The 17,482-nt window shown below is 73.5% G+C and carries 13 protein-coding genes; 10 read left to right on the forward strand and 3 right to left on the reverse strand.

Annotation, left to right across the window (positions count from 1 at the left end; genetic code table 11):
* The first annotated feature begins 83 nt into the window (after positions 1 to 83).
* Positions 84 to 320, forward strand: coding sequence for a hypothetical protein (locus GJV82_RS02590; RefSeq protein WP_155098147.1), 237 nt, complete (start codon positions 84 to 86; stop codon positions 318 to 320).
* A 37-nt stretch (positions 321 to 357) separates the two neighbouring features.
* On the opposite strand, the gene GJV82_RS02595 is transcribed toward GJV82_RS02590, so the two are convergent.
* Positions 358 to 816, reverse strand: a complete 459-nt coding sequence (locus tag GJV82_RS02595; protein ID WP_155098148.1) for an SRPBCC family protein — start codon at positions 814 to 816, stop codon at positions 358 to 360.
* A gap of 25 nt (positions 817 to 841) precedes the next feature.
* Positions 842 to 1,576: a hemerythrin domain-containing protein gene (locus tag GJV82_RS02600; protein ID WP_155098149.1), complete on the reverse strand. Its 735-nt coding sequence runs from the start codon at positions 1,574 to 1,576 to the stop codon at positions 842 to 844.
* Between the two features lie 337 nt (positions 1,577 to 1,913).
* On the opposite strand from GJV82_RS02600, the gene GJV82_RS02605 reads away from it, so the two are divergent.
* The 8 genes from GJV82_RS02605 to GJV82_RS02640 all read left to right on the forward strand — a co-directional run bounded on the left by GJV82_RS02605 (position 1,914) and on the right by GJV82_RS02640 (position 9,848).
* Entirely contained in the window at positions 1,914 to 3,194 is a 1,281-nt protein-coding gene (locus GJV82_RS02605) for an extracellular solute-binding protein (RefSeq protein WP_155098150.1), read from the forward strand.
* Positions 3,195 to 3,295: 101 nt separating this feature from the next.
* On the forward strand, positions 3,296 to 4,285 hold the full coding sequence (locus GJV82_RS02610) for a carbohydrate ABC transporter permease (protein WP_155098151.1): 990 nt from the start codon (positions 3,296 to 3,298) through the stop codon (positions 4,283 to 4,285).
* Complete coding sequence (locus GJV82_RS02615) at positions 4,282 to 5,208, forward strand: carbohydrate ABC transporter permease (RefSeq protein ID WP_024840908.1); 927 nt, start codon at positions 4,282 to 4,284, stop codon at positions 5,206 to 5,208. The genes GJV82_RS02610 and GJV82_RS02615 overlap by 4 nt, the downstream gene beginning before the upstream one ends.
* A complete protein-coding gene (locus GJV82_RS02620; RefSeq protein ID WP_024840909.1) occupies positions 5,205 to 6,053 on the forward strand; it encodes a DeoR/GlpR family DNA-binding transcription regulator in 849 nt (282 codons plus the stop codon). The genes GJV82_RS02615 and GJV82_RS02620 overlap by 4 nt, the downstream gene beginning before the upstream one ends.
* Before the next feature lie 63 nt (positions 6,054 to 6,116).
* On the forward strand, positions 6,117 to 7,013 hold the full coding sequence (locus tag GJV82_RS02625; protein ID WP_024840910.1) for an SIS domain-containing protein: 897 nt from the start codon (positions 6,117 to 6,119) through the stop codon (positions 7,011 to 7,013).
* The gene (locus GJV82_RS02630) at positions 7,010 to 8,065 is read left to right on the forward strand and encodes an ROK family protein (RefSeq protein WP_024840911.1); all 1,056 of its coding nucleotides are present in this window, start codon (positions 7,010 to 7,012) and stop codon (positions 8,063 to 8,065) included. Before GJV82_RS02625 ends, GJV82_RS02630 begins: the two co-directional genes overlap by 4 nt.
* A complete protein-coding gene (locus GJV82_RS02635; protein ID WP_318657203.1) occupies positions 8,062 to 9,012 on the forward strand; it encodes a 1-phosphofructokinase family hexose kinase in 951 nt (316 codons plus the stop codon). Before GJV82_RS02630 ends, GJV82_RS02635 begins: the two co-directional genes overlap by 4 nt.
* A complete protein-coding gene (locus GJV82_RS02640; protein ID WP_155098152.1) occupies positions 9,012 to 9,848 on the forward strand; it encodes a class II fructose-bisphosphate aldolase in 837 nt (278 codons plus the stop codon). The genes GJV82_RS02635 and GJV82_RS02640 overlap by 1 nt, the downstream gene beginning before the upstream one ends.
* 86 nt (positions 9,849 to 9,934) lie before the next feature.
* On the opposite strand, the gene GJV82_RS20610 is transcribed toward GJV82_RS02640, so the two are convergent.
* Positions 9,935 to 12,928 carry a discoidin domain-containing protein gene (locus GJV82_RS20610; RefSeq protein WP_155098153.1) on the reverse strand — a complete coding sequence of 998 codons (2,994 nt, stop codon included), beginning with the start codon at positions 12,926 to 12,928 and terminating at the stop codon, positions 9,935 to 9,937.
* A gap of 298 nt (positions 12,929 to 13,226) precedes the next feature.
* Here GJV82_RS20610 and GJV82_RS02650 point away from each other — a divergent pair, with 298 nt between their 5' ends.
* Positions 13,227 to 17,360 (forward strand): NPCBM/NEW2 domain-containing protein, encoded by a 4,134-nt coding sequence (locus tag GJV82_RS02650; RefSeq protein ID WP_155098154.1) that lies wholly within the window; start codon positions 13,227 to 13,229, stop codon positions 17,358 to 17,360.
* Positions 17,361 to 17,482 lie beyond the last annotated feature (122 nt).

Below are 17,482 nucleotides of genomic sequence, written 5' to 3' on the forward strand. Positions count from 1 at the left end.
GACGTGCTGCGCGGGCGTGGCGGCCCGCCCTGCGTCTCGCGGTCGACGTACGCACGACCGCCGCACTGCACCCGGAGCCGGACGTGCCGCGACGAACGGCGGACGTCGCGCTCGCCGCGCTCGTGCGCGCGATGCGCGAGGCCGACCGCGCACGGCTCGGGACCGCACACCAGGCTCTTGCGCGCGAGCTCGTCTGGTGCGCCCTCGTCGCAGCGCGCACGGACGAGGCGAGCGAGGTGACGCACGCGGCCCGCGCGCTGGCGCTCCTCGCCTCGACCAACGTCGGGGGTGGCGCCACCGACCGCATCGACCACGGGTGAGCCGCCGCGAGTCCCGGCTCGCGGCGGGACCAGGACCTCAGGACGAGCGGGCGGCGGTACGGTCCTCGGCCTCGAGCACCCGGCGCAGGCCCGCGAAGTCCCGGCGCAGGACGCGGGCGAGGACCGCCGTCGGCAGGAGCGCGAGGACACGGAGCCACGCCGAGACGTCGCCGTCGTAGTCGGCCCGCACGCGCGTGCCCGGGCCGTCGGGCGTGCACACGTACTCGACGCGCGAGCTCCAGGGCGAGGTGGAGTACCAGACGACCCGCCTGCCCGGGTCGACGGCCTCCAGCACGTCGGTGAACCGGACGGGGAACGGGCCGATGCGGTCGACGCCGGCCCACCGCTGGCCGACGCGCAGCGGGCCGTCGTCGAGCGGGCGGCGGGAGTGCACCGCGGGTGCGAAGAGCGGCCACCGGCACGGGTCCGCGAGGTAGGGGAAGACGCGCGACGGCGGGTGGTCCAGGTGCTCCTCGATCGTCACGCGGCGCCGCACGGTCCGTCCTCCTCGGTCCGGGGTGTCACGCCATCGCGGGGACGGGCCGGCCCGGGTAGAGCTCGCGCATCGCGTGGTCGTAGCGGCGCTTCATGAGCAGCAGGTACAGGACGCGGACCGGCGCGGGCACGTTCGTGCGGAACCACTCCTCGCGCTCGTCCGCGGGGACGCTCGCGAGGAGGAGCCCGAGCTGGAGCGCCAGGAGGTCCTTGCCGAGCTCCTTGCGGTGCGACTGGAGCTCGGCGCGCGTGTGCCGCTCCATCCAGTCCCACTCCTCCTGGGACAGGAGCGCGCCCGCGACGGGGAGGACGTCGTCCTCCTCCTCGCGCAGGTGCCCGGCGAGCGCGTCGCGGACGCGCTCGACGTCGGTCGCGAGCGCGTCGCGGAGCGCGGGGTCGGCGGTCGTGACCCACGGGTCGATCTGCGGCTCGACGCGGTCGAGGTGCCGGGCGACCTCGGCGTGCTGCGCGCGCATCCGGCCGACGTGCAGCGCGCACGCGGGGTCGCGCGCGACGAGCCGGTCCCACAGCGTGAGGTCCTCCGTCTCGTGGTGCAGGTGCAGCGCGAACACGTCGAGGTGCGCGTAGCGGCCCACGACGGCCGCGCGCGCGGTGTCCCCGGGCGCGACGTCGCGCACCAGGACGGGGAGCTCGCGGTACAGCCAGCGGAAGATCCGGTGCACGAGGAGCATCCCGGACGTGTCGCAGCCGGGGTGCTGCCCCGCGGGCAGCGGCCCCGGGGGAGGCAGTCTCGTGGCCATCGCGTCCTCCGCCCCGTCCTCGACCTCGGCGTCGTGGTGGCGCTCCAGGAACGACGGTACTCCGCGGGCCGGGCGCCGTCGCGGGCCCTCGGGACCGCCGTACGCGCCCTCGTGCGGGTGCGCGACGCCCCGCTGGTGCGCGAAGGTGACAGTTCGATGACGGAATCTGCTCGACTCTGGACGCGGTCTGGCGTAACGTGCTTCTATGTGATCGTAACCAGCAGGAAATGATCGTGATCTATCAATGACGATGACAGATCCGGTCGTTCCTCCCGGGCTCGTGCCTCACGTGGTCCGGACCGATCGACCTCATGGCAACGAAGCGGAGGACAAGGACATGAAGGACCCGAACACGCGGCGCACGACCCTCTCGGCGGGTCGCCCGCTGCGTCTGGTGGCGCTCACGGCGGTCGCCGGGCTCACGCTCTCGGCGTGCGGCTTCGGCGGCCAGGGCGGCGGTGGCGACGAGGGTGACGGCACCACGCTCGACCTGCTCGTCCCCACGTACTCGGACCAGACGAAGGCCCTCTGGGAGGACGTCATCGCGGGGTTCGAGGAGGAGAACCCGGACATCGACGTGAACCTCGAGGTCCAGTCCTGGGACAACATCAACGACGTCGTCCGCACCAAGGTGCAGTCGGACCAGGCGCCGGACATCCTCAACATCGACGCCTTCGCCGGGTTCGTCGAGGACGACCTGCTGTACTCCGCGGACGAGGTGCTCTCGCCCGAGACGATCGCGGACTTCCAGGAGTCGTTCGTCGAGAACGCGTCCATGGACGGCACCCAGTACGGCCTGCCGCTCATCGCCTCCGCGCGCACCATGTTCTACAACAAGGACCTGTTCACGCAGGCCGGCCTCGACCCCGAGGCCCCGCCGGCCACGTGGGACGAGCTCAAGGACGCGGCGGCGAAGATCTCCGCGCTCGGCGGCGGCACCTACGGCTACGGCCTCCCGCTCGGCTCCGAGGAGGCGCAGGCGGAGGCCGGGATCTGGTTCTTCGGCAACGGCGGCGGCTACGGCGACGCGTCCGAGATCACGATCGACACCCCGGAGAACGTCGAGGCCGCGCAGTTCTTCCAGAGCCTCGCCGCGGAGAACCTCACGCAGCCCGACGCCGGCGCGACCGACCGCACGCCGCTCATCGACGTGTTCATCCAGGGCAAGATCGGCATGATCGTCGGCCTGCCCCCGACGATCGGCCAGATCGCGGACAAGAACCCCGACCTCAACTACGGCACCGCCCCGGTCGCGACCAAGGACGGCTCGCCCGTCACGCTCGGCGTCGCCGACCACCTCATGGCGTTCAAGAACGAGGGCGACAAGCAGGACGCGATCAAGGCGTTCCTCGACTACTACTACTCGCCCGAGGTCTACGTGCCGTGGGTCGACGCCGAGGGCTTCATCCCGACCACGAAGTCGGGTGGCGAGGAGCTCGCCACGAAGGAGACCATCGCGCCGTTCCTCGAGCTGCTGCCGAACGCGCAGTTCTACCCGTCGACCAACCCGCAGTGGTCGGCGGCCCAGGGCGCGATCCAGTCGCTCATCGGGCAGGTCGCGCAGGGCAAGGAGGCGCAGGCCGTGCTCACGGAGATCCAGGCGAAGGCCGACCAGTGACGCATCGGTGACGACCGCCGGGCGGCGGGACCCGTCCCGCCGCCCGGCGCCGCCGCCGCGCACCCGACCCAGACCTCAACCCGGCACCCGAGGACTCCACGATGACCACCGACACGACCGGCACCCAGGCCGGTGCCACGACGGCGAGCGCCGCGCCGCCGTCGGACCACCACGCCGCGCCACCGGGCGCGGACGACCGCTCGCGACGCACCTGGCGCGGCACCCTCACCGCCCTCCCGTGGATCGGGCCCAGCCTCGCGCTCATCGCCCTGATCGTGCTGTTCCCCGCGGGCGTCATGATCTTCAACTCGACGCGCGACATCTCGCAGTCGGGCGTGGACCGCGGGAGCGCCGGGCTCGAGAACTACGCCGACGTCCTCGCGATCGACGCGCTGCCGCGCGTCCTGCTCAACACCGTGGTGTGGGTCGTCGTGGTCGTCGGCCTCACCGTCGTCATCTCGCTCGCGCTCGCCAACTTCCTCAACAAGCAGTTCCCGGGCCGCCAGCTCGTGCGCCTCGCGGTGATCGTGCCGTGGGCGGCGTCCGTCGTCATGACGACGACCGTCGTCTACTACGGCCTCCAGCCGAACTACGGCATCTTCAACCAGTTCCTCGCCGACATCGGGATCCTCGAGGTCGGGGACTACGGCTTCACGAAGAACGCGACGTCGGCGTTCATCGTCGCGATCGTCGTCGCGGTGTTCGTGTCGCTGCCGTTCACGACGTACACGATCCTCGCGGGTCTGCAGGCCGTGCCGCACGAGGTGGTCGAGGCGGCGCGCATGGACGGCGCGTCGCGGTCGCGCACCTACTTCTCGGTGATCCTGCCGCAGCTCAAGCCCGCGCTGTCCGTCGCGGCGCTCATCAACATCATCAACGTCTTCAACTCGCTGCCGATCCTGCGCATCATGACCGGCTCGATCCCCGGCTACGACGCGGACACCACGACGACGCTGATCTTCAAGCTCATCCAGTCCGACCGCCGGGTCGACCTCGCCTCCGCGCTGTCGGTCGTGAACTTCGCGATCGTCATCCTCGTGATCGTCGCCTACATGCGGATCGTCAAGCCGATGAAGGGAGTGGACGAGTGAGCGCCACGACCCAGCCCGCCCCGGCGACCCGCGAGGCCGTCGCGCGCGAGAGCGCGCCCCGGCGCAAGGCGTCGAAGTACCGCACCGGCGGCCCCGGAGCCCACGGCTCGGTCACGGGCCGCGTGATCGCGGGCATCGTCATCGCCGCGCTGTTCCTCGTGCCGTACGTCGTCATGCTGCTCGGCTCGCTCAAGAGCCGGCCGGAGATCCTGCGGATCCCGCCGACGTACCTGCCGCAGGAGTGGCACTTCGACAACTACGTCTCGATGTGGTCGACGCCCGAGACGCCGCTGCCGCAGAACCTCGTCTCGACGATCGTCATCTCGGTCTTCGCGACCCTGCTCGTGCTCCTCGTCGCCGTCCCGGCGGCGTACTACACCGCGCGGTTCCGCTTCCCCGGTCGCCTCGCGTTCCTGTTCCTCGTGCTCGTCACGCAGATGCTCCAGCCGGCGGTGCTCGTCGCGGGCCTGTTCCGCCAGTTCCTCGCCTTCGGGATCGTCGACACGTGGCTCGCGATGATCCTCGTCAACGCCGCGTTCAACCTCGCGTTCGCCGTGTGGATCATGCACTCGTTCTTCGCGAGCGTCCCCAAGGAGGTCGACGAGGCCGCGCAGATCGACGGCGCAGGCCGCTGGACGGTCCTGTTCCGCATCAACCTGCCGCTCGTGTGGCCGGGCATCGTCACCGCGATCATCTTCACGTTCGTCGCCGCCTGGAACGAGTTCGCGGCGTCCCTCGTCATCCTGTCGACGGCCGGCAACCAGCCGCTGTCGGTCGCTCTGACGAAGTTCATCGGGCAGTACGACTCCGCGTGGCAGTACGTCTTCGGGGTCTCGATCGTGGCGATCGTCCCCGTCATCATCCTCTTTGCGATCATCGAGAAGCGCCTCGTCGGAGGCCTGACCGCAGGGAGCATCAAATGACGACGACCCACGACGAGCTCGCCGACAACGTCGGCCTCGCCGGCCTCAGCAAGTCCGTCCGGTGGGAGCGCATGCTCGCCCTCCTCGCCGACCGCCGCCGCCTGTCCGTGACGGAGGTCGCGGACGAGTTCGGCATCTCGGAGTCGACGGTGCGCCGCGACTTCGACCAGATGGCCGCGCGCCAGCTCGCGCACCGCACGCACGGCGGCGTCGTCGCGGCGTCGGTCGCGTACGGGCTCCCGCGCCGGTACAGCAAGCAGGTCGAGGACAAGCAGCGCATCGCCGCCGCCGCGGCCGCGCTCGTCCTCGAGCGGTACACGGCCCCGGTCGTGGGCCTCAACGGCGGCACGACGACGACGCTCGTCGCCAAGGCGCTCGGCGAGCAGACCGAGGAGACGTCCGAGGACGCGCTCCAGCAGAGCGGGCACGCCCTGACGGTCGTCACGAGCGCGCTGAACATCGCGACCGAGCTCGTGCTGCGGCCCCAGGTGCGCACGGTGTGCCTCGGCGGCACGGCGCGCGCCCAGTCGTACGAGCTCACCGGCCCCGCCGCGATCCAGATGGCCCGCACGCTGTGGCTCGACGTCCTCGTGCTCGGCATGCTCGGCATCGACGCGGCCGCGGGCCTGACGTGCGGCGACCCGGACGAGGCCGGCGTGACGACCGCGCTCGTCGAGCGGTCGCGCTCCGTCGTCGCCGTCGGCACGTCCGACAAGGTCGGCACCCGGTCCTTCGCCCAGATCTGCGAGATCTCGCAGGTCACCACCCTCGTCACCGACAGCGGCGCCACCGCCGACGCCCTCGACCCCCTCCGCGAGGCGGGCGTCGAGGTCGTCGTCGTGTAGCGGCGTCGGTCACGCGCGGCCGGCGCCCGCCGGCCGCTGCATCGCAGAAAGGTACTCAGCACCATGAGAACGACCCACGTGAGCGCAGAGATCGCCAGCCAGCCCGAGGTGTGGCGCCGCGCCGCGGAGCTCGCGGCCCGGAGCACGGAGATCCTCCCGCAGGCAGGTGAGCGCGTCGCCGTCGTGGGGTGCGGGACCTCGTGGTTCGTGGCGCAGGCGTACGCGGCCCGGCGCGAGGCGCTCGGGCTGGGCGAGACCGACGCGTTCGCCGGGAGCGAGTACCCGACCGGCCGCCGCTACGACCGCGTCGTGGCGATCACCCGGTCCGGCACGACGACCGAGATCCTCCAGCTCCTCGACGCGCTGCAGGGCGAGCAGCGCACGCTCGCGATCGTGGGCGACCCCGAGTCCCCGGGCGCGACGGCGGCGGACGACGTCGTCGTCATGGAGTTCGCGGACGAGCGCTCCGTCGTCCAGACGCGGTTCGCGACCGCGGCCCTCAGCCTGCTGCGCGCGTCGCTCGGCGACGACGTGGCCGCCCTCGCGACCGCGGCCGAGGAGGCCGTGACGTGGGAGGTGCCGGCCGAGCACCTCGCGCGCACGCAGTTCACGTTCCTCGGGCGCGGCTTCTCCGTGGGCCTCGCGAACGAGGCCGCGCTGAAGATGCGCGAGGCGTCGCTCGCGTGGGCCGAGTCGTACCCCGCGATGGACTACCGGCACGGGCCGATCAGCATCTCCGACGAGACGAGCGTCGTGTACCTCCTGGGCGAGGAGGTGCCGGGCCTGGTGGACGACGTCGAGCGGACGGGCGCCCTCGCGGTCCGGTTCGACGAGGACCCGCAGGTGACGCTCGTGCGCCTCCAGCGGCTCGCGGTCGCGAACGCGGAGAGCAAGGGCCTGGACCCCGACGCGCCGCGTCACCTCACGCGCTCGATCATCCTCGACACGACGGCGTCGTGAGCGGCGAGACCCACCACGGCGACGGAGCCCGGACCCTCGCGGGCCAGGGCCCCGTCGTCGTCGCGCTCGACGTCGGGGGCACCGACATCAAGGCCGCGCTCGTCGACGCGGACGGCGTGCTCCTGGAGCAGGTCACGCCGACGCGCGCCGCCCAGGGCCCGCAGGCATCGTTCGCCGCGGTGCTCGCCGCGGTCGCGGACGTCCGCGGGCGCGTCCCCGCCGGGCGGACCGTCGCGGCCGTCGGGCTCGCGGTGCCCGGCACCGTGGACGAGGAGGCCGGCGTCGTCCTGAGCGCCGAGAACCTCGACTGGGTCGACCTGCCCGTGCGAGCGCTCGTCGAGGAGGCGACCGGCCTGCCGGTCGGCTTCGGTCACGACGTGCGCGCCGGCGGCCTCGCGGAGTGGCGCCTCGGCGCCGCGCGCGGGGCGCACGACCACGCGTTCCTCGCGGTGGGCACGGGCATCGCGGCGGCGGTCGTGCTGCGCGGCGAGCCGTACCCGGCGCACGGCTGGGCGGGCGAGGTCGGGCACGGCGGGGCGCGCGACGGCGAGCCCTGCCCGTGCGGCGGGCGCGGCTGCGCCGAGACGTTCGCGTCCGCGGCGGGCATGGCCCGCACGTACCGGCGCCTCACCGGGGCGTCCGTCGCGGACGTCCCCGGCGCGCGCGAGGTGCTGGCGCGGGCGCAGGCGGGCGACGACGTCGCCCGCGGCGTCTGGGACCGCGGCGTCGACCGGCTCGGCGAGCTCGTCGCGGAGATGACGCGGCTCCTCGCGCTGCCGACGGTCGTCGTCGGGGGCGGGCTCGTGCGCGCGGGCGACGCCCTGCTGCGCCCGCTCGACGAGGCGGTCCGCTCCTACCTCACGGTGCACCCCGTACCGCGCCTCGTCCCGGCGGAGCTCGGCTCGGCCGCGGGCATGCACGGGGCCGCCCTGCTCGGCTGGGACGCCGCGCGCGCCGCGGGCCTCGACGTGCCGCACCGGCACGCGGTCCGCCCGGCGCCGGGCTCGGCGCCGCTGGGCGGGCTCGTCACGGCGGACGGCGTCGCGCCGTGACGCGCGTCGTCGCGCTCACGCCCAACCCGGCCTGGGACGTCACGTACCGCGTCGACCGGCTGCTGCCCGGGGAGTCGCTGCGCGTGCGCTCCGTCGTCGCGCGCGCGGGCGGCAAGGGCGTCAACGTCGCGCGCGTCGTGCGCGCCCTCGGGTCCGCGAGCGTCGCCGTGTGCCCCCTGGGCGGGCCGCTCGCGGGGCCCTTCGCGGACGACCTCGACGCCGACGGGCAACCGGCCGCCGTCGTGCCGGTCGCGGGCGCCGTGCGCCAGTCCGTCGCCGTCGTCCCCGCCGAGGACGGCGGGCACCCCACGGTGCTCAACGAGCCCGGCCCCGCGCTCGACGACGCGGAGTGGGCGGCGCTCGTCGCCGCGTGCGTCGCGCAGGTCGGCACGGCCGCCGCCGTGGTCGCCACGGTCTCCGGCTCGCTGCCGCCCGGGACGACGCGCGAGCGGGTCGTCGGGCTCGTCGGCGCGCTGCGCGCCGCGGGCGCGCGCGTCCACGTCGACGTCTCGGGGCCCGGCCTCGTGTGGGCCGCCGAGGCGGGCGCCGACCTCGTGAAGCCCAACCGGTCCGAGCTCGTCGAGGCGACCGGGGTCGACGACCCCGCGCGCGCCGTCGGGGAGCTCCTGCGCCGCGGGGCGCGCGCCGTCGTCGTCACCGACGGGGAGCGCGGCCTCACCGCGTACGAGGCCGGCCCGGACGGGCCCGCGAGCCCCGCGGTCGTGGGACGCGCGCGCCTCGCCGCGCCCGTCGCGGGCAACCCCACCGGGGCGGGCGACGCCGCGATGGCGGCGCTCGCCGTCGACCCCGACCAGCCCTGGGCGCACCGTCTCGCGCTCGCCGCGGCGACCTCCGCCGCGGCCGTCCTGCAGCCCGTCGCGGGCGCGGTCGACCGCGCCGACGTCGACCGCCTGCTCACCCACGTCGTCACCGAACCGGAGTCCTGATGCCCCTCGTCACCACCGACCACCTGCTCGACCCCGCCCGCGCCGAGGGGCGCGGCGTCGGGGCGTTCAACGTCATCCAGATCGAGCACGCCGAGGCGTTCGTCGCGGCGGCCACCGAGGTCGGCGCCGGCGTCGTGCTGCAGATCAGCCAGAACGCCGCCCGCTGGCACGGCGGGCTCGAGCCCGTCGCCGCCGCGTCGCTCGCGATCGCGCGCGCGGCCGAGGTGCCGGTCGTCGTGCACCTCGACCACGCGGAGGACCGCGACCTCGTCACCGAGGCGATCGAGCTCGGGTTCACGTCCGTCATGTACGACGGCTCCGCGCTCGACTACGAGGACAACGTCGCCGCGACGGCGGAGGTCGTCGCGCAGGCGCGCGCCGTCGGCGTGTTCGTCGAGGCCGAGCTCGGCAAGGTCGGCGGCAAGGACGGCGTGCACGCGCCCGGCGTGCGCACCGACCCGGCCGAGGCGGTCGAGTTCGTCGACGCGACGGGCGTGGACGCGCTCGCCGTGGCCGTCGGCTCCTCGCACGCGATGACGGACCGCACCGCGTGGCTCGACTTCGCGCGCATCGCGGAGCTGCGTGCCGCCGTGCCCGTGCCGCTCGTGCTGCACGGCTCGTCGGGCGTCCCCGACGCCGACCTCACGCGCGCCGTCGAGACCGGGATGACGAAGATCAACGTCTCGACGCACCTCAACAACACGTTGACGACCGCGCTGCGCGCGTACCTCGACGAGAACCCGACGGTCGTCGACCCGCGCAAGTACCTCGGCGCCGGGCGCGACGCGATGCGCGCCGAGGTCGTGCGTCTCCTGGGCGTGCTCCGCGCCGCCTGAGAGCTCCACCGCCGGGCCGTCAGGCCGTCCGACCGGCGGGTGGACCACGGTGCGGCGGCCCGGGCTCTCGGGCCGCCGCACCCGCGTCAGCAGGTGCGCGCGTCGTACGGCGCGACGACCGTGCCGCCGCCCGCCTCGACCGTGACCTCGCCCGCGTCCACGTGCGCGGAGCGCGTGCTGAACGACTGGTACGCGGACGCGCCCGGGGCGACCTCCGCCGCCTCGTGCGTGCCGAACGGCGTGACGAGGCGCACCGCGAGCGGGGCGTCGTCGTCGTTCACGGCGCGCACCGCGACGTACGCGGTGCCCGCGAGGCAGCGCGTCTGCGCCGTCACCGTGACCGGGGCCTCCGTCTCCTCGGGTGCCCCGAAGAGGTCGATCTCGGCGACGCTCGTGTACCCGGCGCCGTTGACCGACCCCGTGGCGCGCAGCTGGACGAACCGTGCCGTCGTCGGCTCGAGGTCGACGAGGTCCGGCTCGGACGTGCCGTTGAACGTGCCGCTCGCGACCGTCGTCCAGCTCTCGCCGTCGAGGCTCGTGCGCACCTCGTACGTCGAGATCCGCCCGTTGACGCCGCCGTCCTGACGGGACACGTGGCGCAGCACGCCGACGCGCTGCTCGCTGCCCAGGTCGATCGTCAGCGTGTGCGGCAGCGGGTCGATCCCCGTCGCGTACGACGTGTGCCAGATCGTGCCGGCGTTGCCGTCGATCGCGTTCGCCGCGGCGCCGTTCTCGTACGTCGTCTCGGCGCTGTCCGCGGTCGCGGTCCACGCGGACTTGTCGAGCGGGACGGCGCCCGGCTCGCTCGGCGTGGGCTCGGCGTCGCTCGGGACGCCCTCGAACACCGTGACCTCGAACGGCTCGAGCTCGATCCAGTAGCCCGTCCCGGCGCGCGCCACGAACCCGTCGCGGTTGCCGTCGCGGTCCGTGAACGCGTACGTCTGCTCCGCGCCCGCGGGCAGCTCGAGCGCGTCGCCCACCTCGACCCGGAACGACTGCGGGTACGGCGTGGGGTTGCGCAGCATGAGCATCGCCTGGTCGGTCGTGCCGGCCGCGTCGTCGGCCGCCGCCCACGCCGCGGTGCCGTAGACCTCGCCGACCGCGGGGTCGCCGCCGACCCAGTGGACGTCGGAGAGCAGGTTCTCGTTGTCGCGCGCCCAGCGGGCGTTGGCCGCGAGCTCGTCCCAGAACCACTCGGCGCCGGGCTGGTCCGGGCGGACCTGCGTGTTGCGCACGTAGAGCTCCTGCAGCCCGAGCCCGAGCGCGAAGTAGGCGCGCATGTCGCGGCCCACCTCGGCGCGCACCGCCGGGTCGGACAGGTCGTAGTCCGCCGTGAACTGCGGGGTGCGCTCGCTGAACGTGAACCCGTGGTTCATGAGGGACGGCACGGGGAACAGCGGGTTCTCCACGACCGTGTTGCGGTAGGTCTGCGAGTCGCGGTAGCTCACGTAGCGCTCGCGCACGCTGCCCGCGCCCGCCTGCCCGGCGTCGTGCCCGTCGCGCCAGATCGAGTCGGTGAACCACAGCCAGTACGGCGAGCCCCACGTGCCGACCGTCGCGTTGATCCACACCTCGGGCTGGTGCTCGCGCAGGTCCGTCATGAGCTGAAGCATCGCCTCGTAGTCGCCGAGGTAGGTCTCGTCGGGGCCCGTCTGGTAGAGCCCGCCGCCGATCCCGTCGAACTTGAAGCCGCGCACGCCCTGGTTGTCGACCATGTCGAACGCGACCGACCGGAAGCGCTCGTAGTAGCGCTCGCCGCCCAGCGCGAACGCGCCGCCGTGCGTCTCGAGGCGCTCGGCCTCGGGCTTGCTCGCGTTGAGCTGCTGGCGCGACCACGCGCTCTGGCCGTACCCGCCGAACGGCGACATCCACACGGACAGCGACGCGTCGTACTGCTCCGCGAGGGCCTTCTGCGGCGCGAACCCGTCGGGGAACTCGGTCGGGTCGAAGTCCCACACGTGCAGGTCGCTCTCGTCCGCGACCGCGGGGTCGCGCACGTAGTCCCAGCCGTCGTCGATCCAGAAGCTGTCGATCCTCGCGCCGCGCCCGGTGAGCTCGTCGCCGAACAGCGCGATCGCCTCGTTGAGCTCGGCGGAGTCGATGACCTCCGACGGCGGCTTGAGGTCGAGCCAGCTCTGGTAGTGCAGGAACGTGCGGCGGTCGTGCACGCGCTCGCGCTCGACGTAGTACTGGAAGCCGCGGCGGAGCTGGCCGTCCGGCACGACGCCGACGCTCGCGGTGTAGCCGAGCGTGTGCCCGGTGGTCAGGTCGCCCGCGCGCGGGACGTCGACCTGGACGGCGTCGCCGGAGACCGCGGGCTTCGACAGCGGCGTCTCGACGCCGAGGAAGAAGCGCTCGGCACCCTGGTCACCGACGACGACGGGGCTGCCGTCGTCGCGGCCGTCGACGCGCGCGCCGGGCAGGGACACGTCGACGAGCCGCAGCGCGGTGACGTCGAACGTGCCGGTCACGTTCGTCAGCTCGAACGCCTGCTGGACGGAGCTGGCGCCGTCGCGCAGGGAGACCGTCCACACGAGGTCGAACGCGCGCGTGCCGTCGTCGAAGCGGTACGTCGCGCTCACCGCGGCGCCCGCCTCGCGCTCGGACCAGCGCACCGCGTCCGGCTCGGGCGCGAGGTCGGTGCGCACGGGCGTGCCGACGGCGGTGAGGTCGTCGCCGGTGATCGTCGTGCCGTCCGCGAGCGTGAGGGTGACGAACCCGGCCGCGCCGGGGGCGACGTCGGTCCCGGTCTCGGCGTGGTGCAGCGCGGTGAGGGCGGGCGTGCCGCCCGCGAACGACCACGTGGCGGACAGGACGGCGTTGGACAGCGTGACCGCGTCGCCGGAGAGCTCGACGCTCGCGGTGCCGGGCGCCGTGCCGGGGTACGCCGCGGGCTCGGCGACGGGCGCGAGCTCGGAGACGGCTGCTCCGGCGGCGGGCTCGGCGGGCAGCGGTCCGGACGGGGACGCGGTCGCGGCGGGCACGCCCGCGAGCGCGACGGCGCCGGTGGCGACGAGCGCGACCGCGGCGGTGCGGCGCCGGCCGCGTGGCCGGGCAGGTGGCGGGGGAGAGAGGCTCACGATGACTCCGTTGCTATCGATGAGTGGGCGCGGGGGCCCGGGGCTGCGCGGCGACGGCGCCGCGCGACCGCCCCCGTTGACGTTTTACGACCGAACGAGGCGCGTATCGCGTCGAATCTTGCAGAGATCAGATGTGTTGTCCAGAGAAAGGGTCTTGCGCGATGGCAGGTGATACGTGATGCTTGGTGCGTGATTCGACGTGGAATCACGCAGATTCATGCAGTACCGCACGAACACTGACCAACGGTTGCTCAGCGTCCAACGCACTGCACGCGAGCGGCCCGGGCGAGGGAGCTCCATGAAGCCACTACGTCAGCGACACCCGGCGAGCGCCGCTCGCCGGCGCAACCCCAGGGCCGCGGCGGCCGCGCTCGCCGCCGCCGCGCTCGTCGCCACGGGGCTCGTCGCAGTCCCCGCGGGCGCCGCACCGGCGCCGAGCACCACCGAGGCCGCCACGACCGCCGACGGCCCGACGCCGATCACGCCGAAGCCCGTCACGCCCGAGGTCCCGGTCGCGGCGAACGGCACCCCGATCGGCGCGATCACGGCCGTCGAGCAGGACGGGAACGTCGTCACGCTGCGCGCCGAGAACGGCGCCGCGCGCGTGACCTTCCTCGACGACACGACGCTGCGCGTCGAGGCGGACCCGAGCGGCTCCTTCACCGACCCGGCGAACACGCCGGAGGGCGACCCGGCCCGGACGGCGGACATCGTCGTCGGCACGGACGAGTTCCCCGGCGCGACGCCGACGGTCGAGGACGGCGACGTCGTCACGCTCTCGACGGGCGCCGTGACGCTCACGGTCGACCGCGCGACGAGCCGCATGACCCTCACGCGGGCCGACGGCTCGGTCGTGTGGGAGGAGTCGGCGCCGATCACGTTCGGGACGAACAGCGCGACCCAGCACCTGACCCCGCGCGAGGGCGAGCAGTTCCTCGGCGGCGGCATGCAGAACGGCCGCTCGATCCACACGGGCGCGACGATCAACATCGCGCGCTCGTACGACTGGGACGACGACGGCTACCCCAACGCGGTGCCGTACTACATGACGAGCGCGGGCTACGGCGTGCTGCGCAACACGTTCGCGCGCGGCACGTACGCGTTCACGCAGGACGCGACGACGACGCACGAGGAGCGGCGGTTCGACGCCTACTACTTCGTGGGCGACTACAAGGAGTCGCTCGACGGGTACACGCTGCTCACGGGTCGCCCGCACATGCCGCCGGTCTACGCGCTCGAGTACGGCGACGCGGACTGCTACAACCGCTCGTCCGAGTCGTACAAGTCGCGCAACCCCGGCTCGTGGAACGTGCCCGGCAAGCTCCGCACGCCGGACGCGCTCGAGGTGGCGCGCGACTTCGTCGAGCACGACATGCCGGGCGGCTGGATGCTCGTCAACGACGGGTACGGCTGCGAGTACGTCGAGCTCCCGGAGACCGCCGCCCAGATCGAGGAGGAGACGGGCCTCAAGACGGGTCTGTGGACGGAGCGCTCGCTGACCAACCAGGCGTACGAGGTGGGCGAGGCGGGCATCCGCCTGCGCAAGCTCGACGTCGCGTGGGTCGGCTCCGGCTACCGCCTGGCGCTCACGGGCTGCGAGGCCGCGCACGACGGCATCGAGGCGAACTCCGACGCGCGCGGCACCGCGCTCATGGTCGAGGGCTGGGCCGGCTCGCAGCGCTGCGGCATGCAGTGGACCGGCGACCACTCGGGCAACCTCGACGCGGTGCGCTGGCAGGTCCCGGCGCTGCTCAGCTCGGGCAACTCGGGCCAGGCGTTCACGACGGGCGACGTCGACGGCATCTTCGGCGGGTCCGCCGAGTCGTACGTGCGCGACCTGCAGTGGAAGGCGTTCGCGCCCGCGCTGTACTCGATGAGCGGCTGGGCGTCGGTCGACAAGCGCCCGTGGCTCTACGGCGACGAGGCCACCGAGATCAACCGCACGTACCTCCAGCTGCGGCAGCGGCTCATGCCGTACATCTACACGCTCGCGGCCGAGTCGCACGCGTCCGGCACCCCGATGATGCGCTCGCTCGCGCTCGAGTACCCGGACGACCCGTTCGCGTACGGGGCCGAGGCCAACAGCGAGTTCCTGCTGGGCGAGGACTTCCTCGTCGCGCCGGTCTTCACCGACACGGACGTGCGCAACGGGATCTACCTGCCCGAGGGCCAGTGGGTCGACTACTGGACGGGCGCCCTGTACGACGGCGGCCGCGTCGTCGACGGGTACGCCGCGCCGCTCGACACGCTCCCGCTGTTCGTGCGCGCCGGGGCGGTCGTGCCGCAGGGTGAGGTCGCGCGCAACGCGTCCCTCGTGCCCGAGGACTCGCCGATCACCCTCGACGTGTACCCGCAGGGCGAGAGCAGCTTCGAGCTCTACGAGGACGACGAGGTCACGCGTGCGTACGCCGAGGGCGCCGCGTCGCGGCAGACCTTCACGGTGACGGCGCCGGAGCAGGACGGCGGCGACGTCGTCGTGACGATCGGCGAGCGCGAGGGCGAGTACGCCGGCAAGGCGGACGCCCGCCCGTACGCGCTCGACGTCCACACGGGCTCGGCGCCCGACGCGGTGAGCGTCGACGGCGCGCCGCTCGACGAGGTCGCGGACGCCGCGGCGCTCGACGCCGTCGAGACCGGCTGGTTCTACGACGCCGACGCGCGCGGCGGCGTCGTGCGCGTGAAGGTCGCCGCCGTCGGGTCCGATGCGACGGCGACGATCACGCTCACCGGCACGAGCGCCGTCGGCGGCGAGGACTCGGACGCGCAGCGCGCGCACGTGTCCGTCGTGGTCGACGACCAGGTGTTCCAGGGCGAGGAGACCACGGCCCGCGTGACGTTCCACAACACGGGCACCCGGGCGAAGGACGACGTCACGATCACGCCCGTCGTGCCCGAGGGCTGGACGGTCGTGAGCGCGGAGGGCACCTCCGCGGCCTCGGTCGAGCCGGGCGGCTCGCTCAGCGCGACGTTCGTCGTCTCGCCGGGCAGCGGCTCGTCGGCCGGCGCGCAGAGCGTCGGCGGCACCGCCACGTACCGCGACGCCGCCGGGGGCGAGCGCACGGTCGCGGGCACCAACCAGATCGACGTCGCGTCCGGCAGCCTCGCCGCCGCGTTCAACCACGTCTCGATCACGTCGGTCGCGACGAAGGACGCGGGCAACTTCGACGGCGGGGGCGCCTCGTTCTCGGAGGACGCGCTCGCGGCCGCCGGGGCCACGTGGGGCCAGCCCCTCACCGTCCGGCGCGGCGAGGACACGATCGAGTTCGTGTGGCCGGACTCCGAGCCCGGCGTGCCGAACTCGATGGCGCTCAACGGCCAGACCGTCGCCCTGAGCGGAAAGGGCACGCACCTCGCGTTCCTCGGCTCGTCCGCGACGGCGTCGGGCGTCACGCCGGAGGTGACGATCACGTACGCGGACGGGACGACGTCGAAGCAGACGTTCTACTTCCCGAACTGGCTCATCCAGGCGTCCGGCCCGCTCAAGGACGCGGCGGTCGCCGTCGCGAGCAAGGGCCGCAACAACGCGAACAACCCGGACGGCTACGAGTACGCGGCGTACACCTACCAGGTCTACGCGAACGTCGCGCCGCTCAATCCCACCAAGGAGCTGCGGTCCGTGACGTTCCCGACCGGGACGACGGCCAAGCTGTTCGACGTGCGTCCCGTGACGCTCGGGCTGCCCGACGCGCCGACGGGCGACGTGTGGGCGTCCGACCTCGAGTGGACGTCGGCGACGAACGGGTGGGGCGTCATCGGCATCGACGTGGCGAACAAGGACTCCGCGTCCTCGCCCGACGTGCCGCTCGTCATCAACACGACGCCCGAGCTGAGGAAGACGTACGCGAAGGGACTGGGCGTGCACGCCGCGTCGAGGATCACGTACTACCTGGGCGGCCAGTGCACGCGGTTCACCGCGGACACGGGCCTCGAGGACGGCTTCAACGGCTCCGTGATCTTCAAGGTGAACCTGGACGACGTGAACCGCTACCAGGGCACGACGTTCCAGGCCGGGTTCCCGACGGAGACCGTCGACCTCGACGTCGCGGGCGCGCACTACGTCGACCTGATCGTCGACGCGCCCGGCTCGATCAACGGCGCCCACGGCGTGTGGGGTGACGCCCGGTTCGAGTGCGGCGGCGAGGAGCCCGAGGTCGCGTTCTCGGCCGAGGCGCAGCCGCGCACCCTGGCCGGGAAGGTCTACGTCGCGGTCCGCGTCGTCAACGACGAGGACGTGCCCGTGGACGTCACGGTCACCACGCCGTTCGGCGACAAGTCGTTCGCCGACGTCGCGCCGGGGGCCAGCGCCTACCAGTCGTTCGCGACCCGCAGCACGTCGGTCGAGGCGGGCGAGGTGACGGTGACGGTGACGAAGACGGTCGACGGCGAGGACGTCACGTCCTCGAGGACCGTCGGCTACGACGCGGCCGGGTAGCCGGCCGTCGCCCCGGCTCCGGCCGGGGCGCGCAGCGCGGGGCGGGTCGTTGCCGGACGGCCCGCCCCGCGCTGCGTCGTGCCCGGTCACGGGCGTTACCCTGCACGGGCGCCGCGACGAGA

The sequence above is a fragment of the Cellulosimicrobium composti genome (genome assembly GCF_009711085.1).
Taxonomy (GTDB): Bacteria; Actinomycetota; Actinomycetes; order Actinomycetales; family Cellulomonadaceae; genus Cellulosimicrobium; species Cellulosimicrobium composti.

Bases quoted from the DNA above. Each gene is read 5' to 3' on its own strand.
- GJV82_RS02600 (WP_155098149.1), bottom strand. From the start codon at position 1,576: ATGGCCACGAGACTGCCTCCCCCGGGGCCGCTGCCCGCGGGGCAGCAC.
- GJV82_RS02605 (WP_155098150.1), top strand. From the start codon at position 1,914: ATGAAGGACCCGAACACGCGGCGCACGACCCTCTCGGCGGGTCGCCCG.
- GJV82_RS02610 (WP_155098151.1), top strand. From the start codon at position 3,296: ATGACCACCGACACGACCGGCACCCAGGCCGGTGCCACGACGGCGAGC.
- GJV82_RS02620 (WP_024840909.1), top strand. From the start codon at position 5,205: ATGACGACGACCCACGACGAGCTCGCCGACAACGTCGGCCTCGCCGGC.
- GJV82_RS02625 (WP_024840910.1), top strand. From the start codon at position 6,117: ATGAGAACGACCCACGTGAGCGCAGAGATCGCCAGCCAGCCCGAGGTG.
- GJV82_RS02640 (WP_155098152.1), top strand. From the start codon at position 9,012: ATGCCCCTCGTCACCACCGACCACCTGCTCGACCCCGCCCGCGCCGAG.
- GJV82_RS02650 (WP_155098154.1), top strand. From the start codon at position 13,227: ATGAAGCCACTACGTCAGCGACACCCGGCGAGCGCCGCTCGCCGGCGC.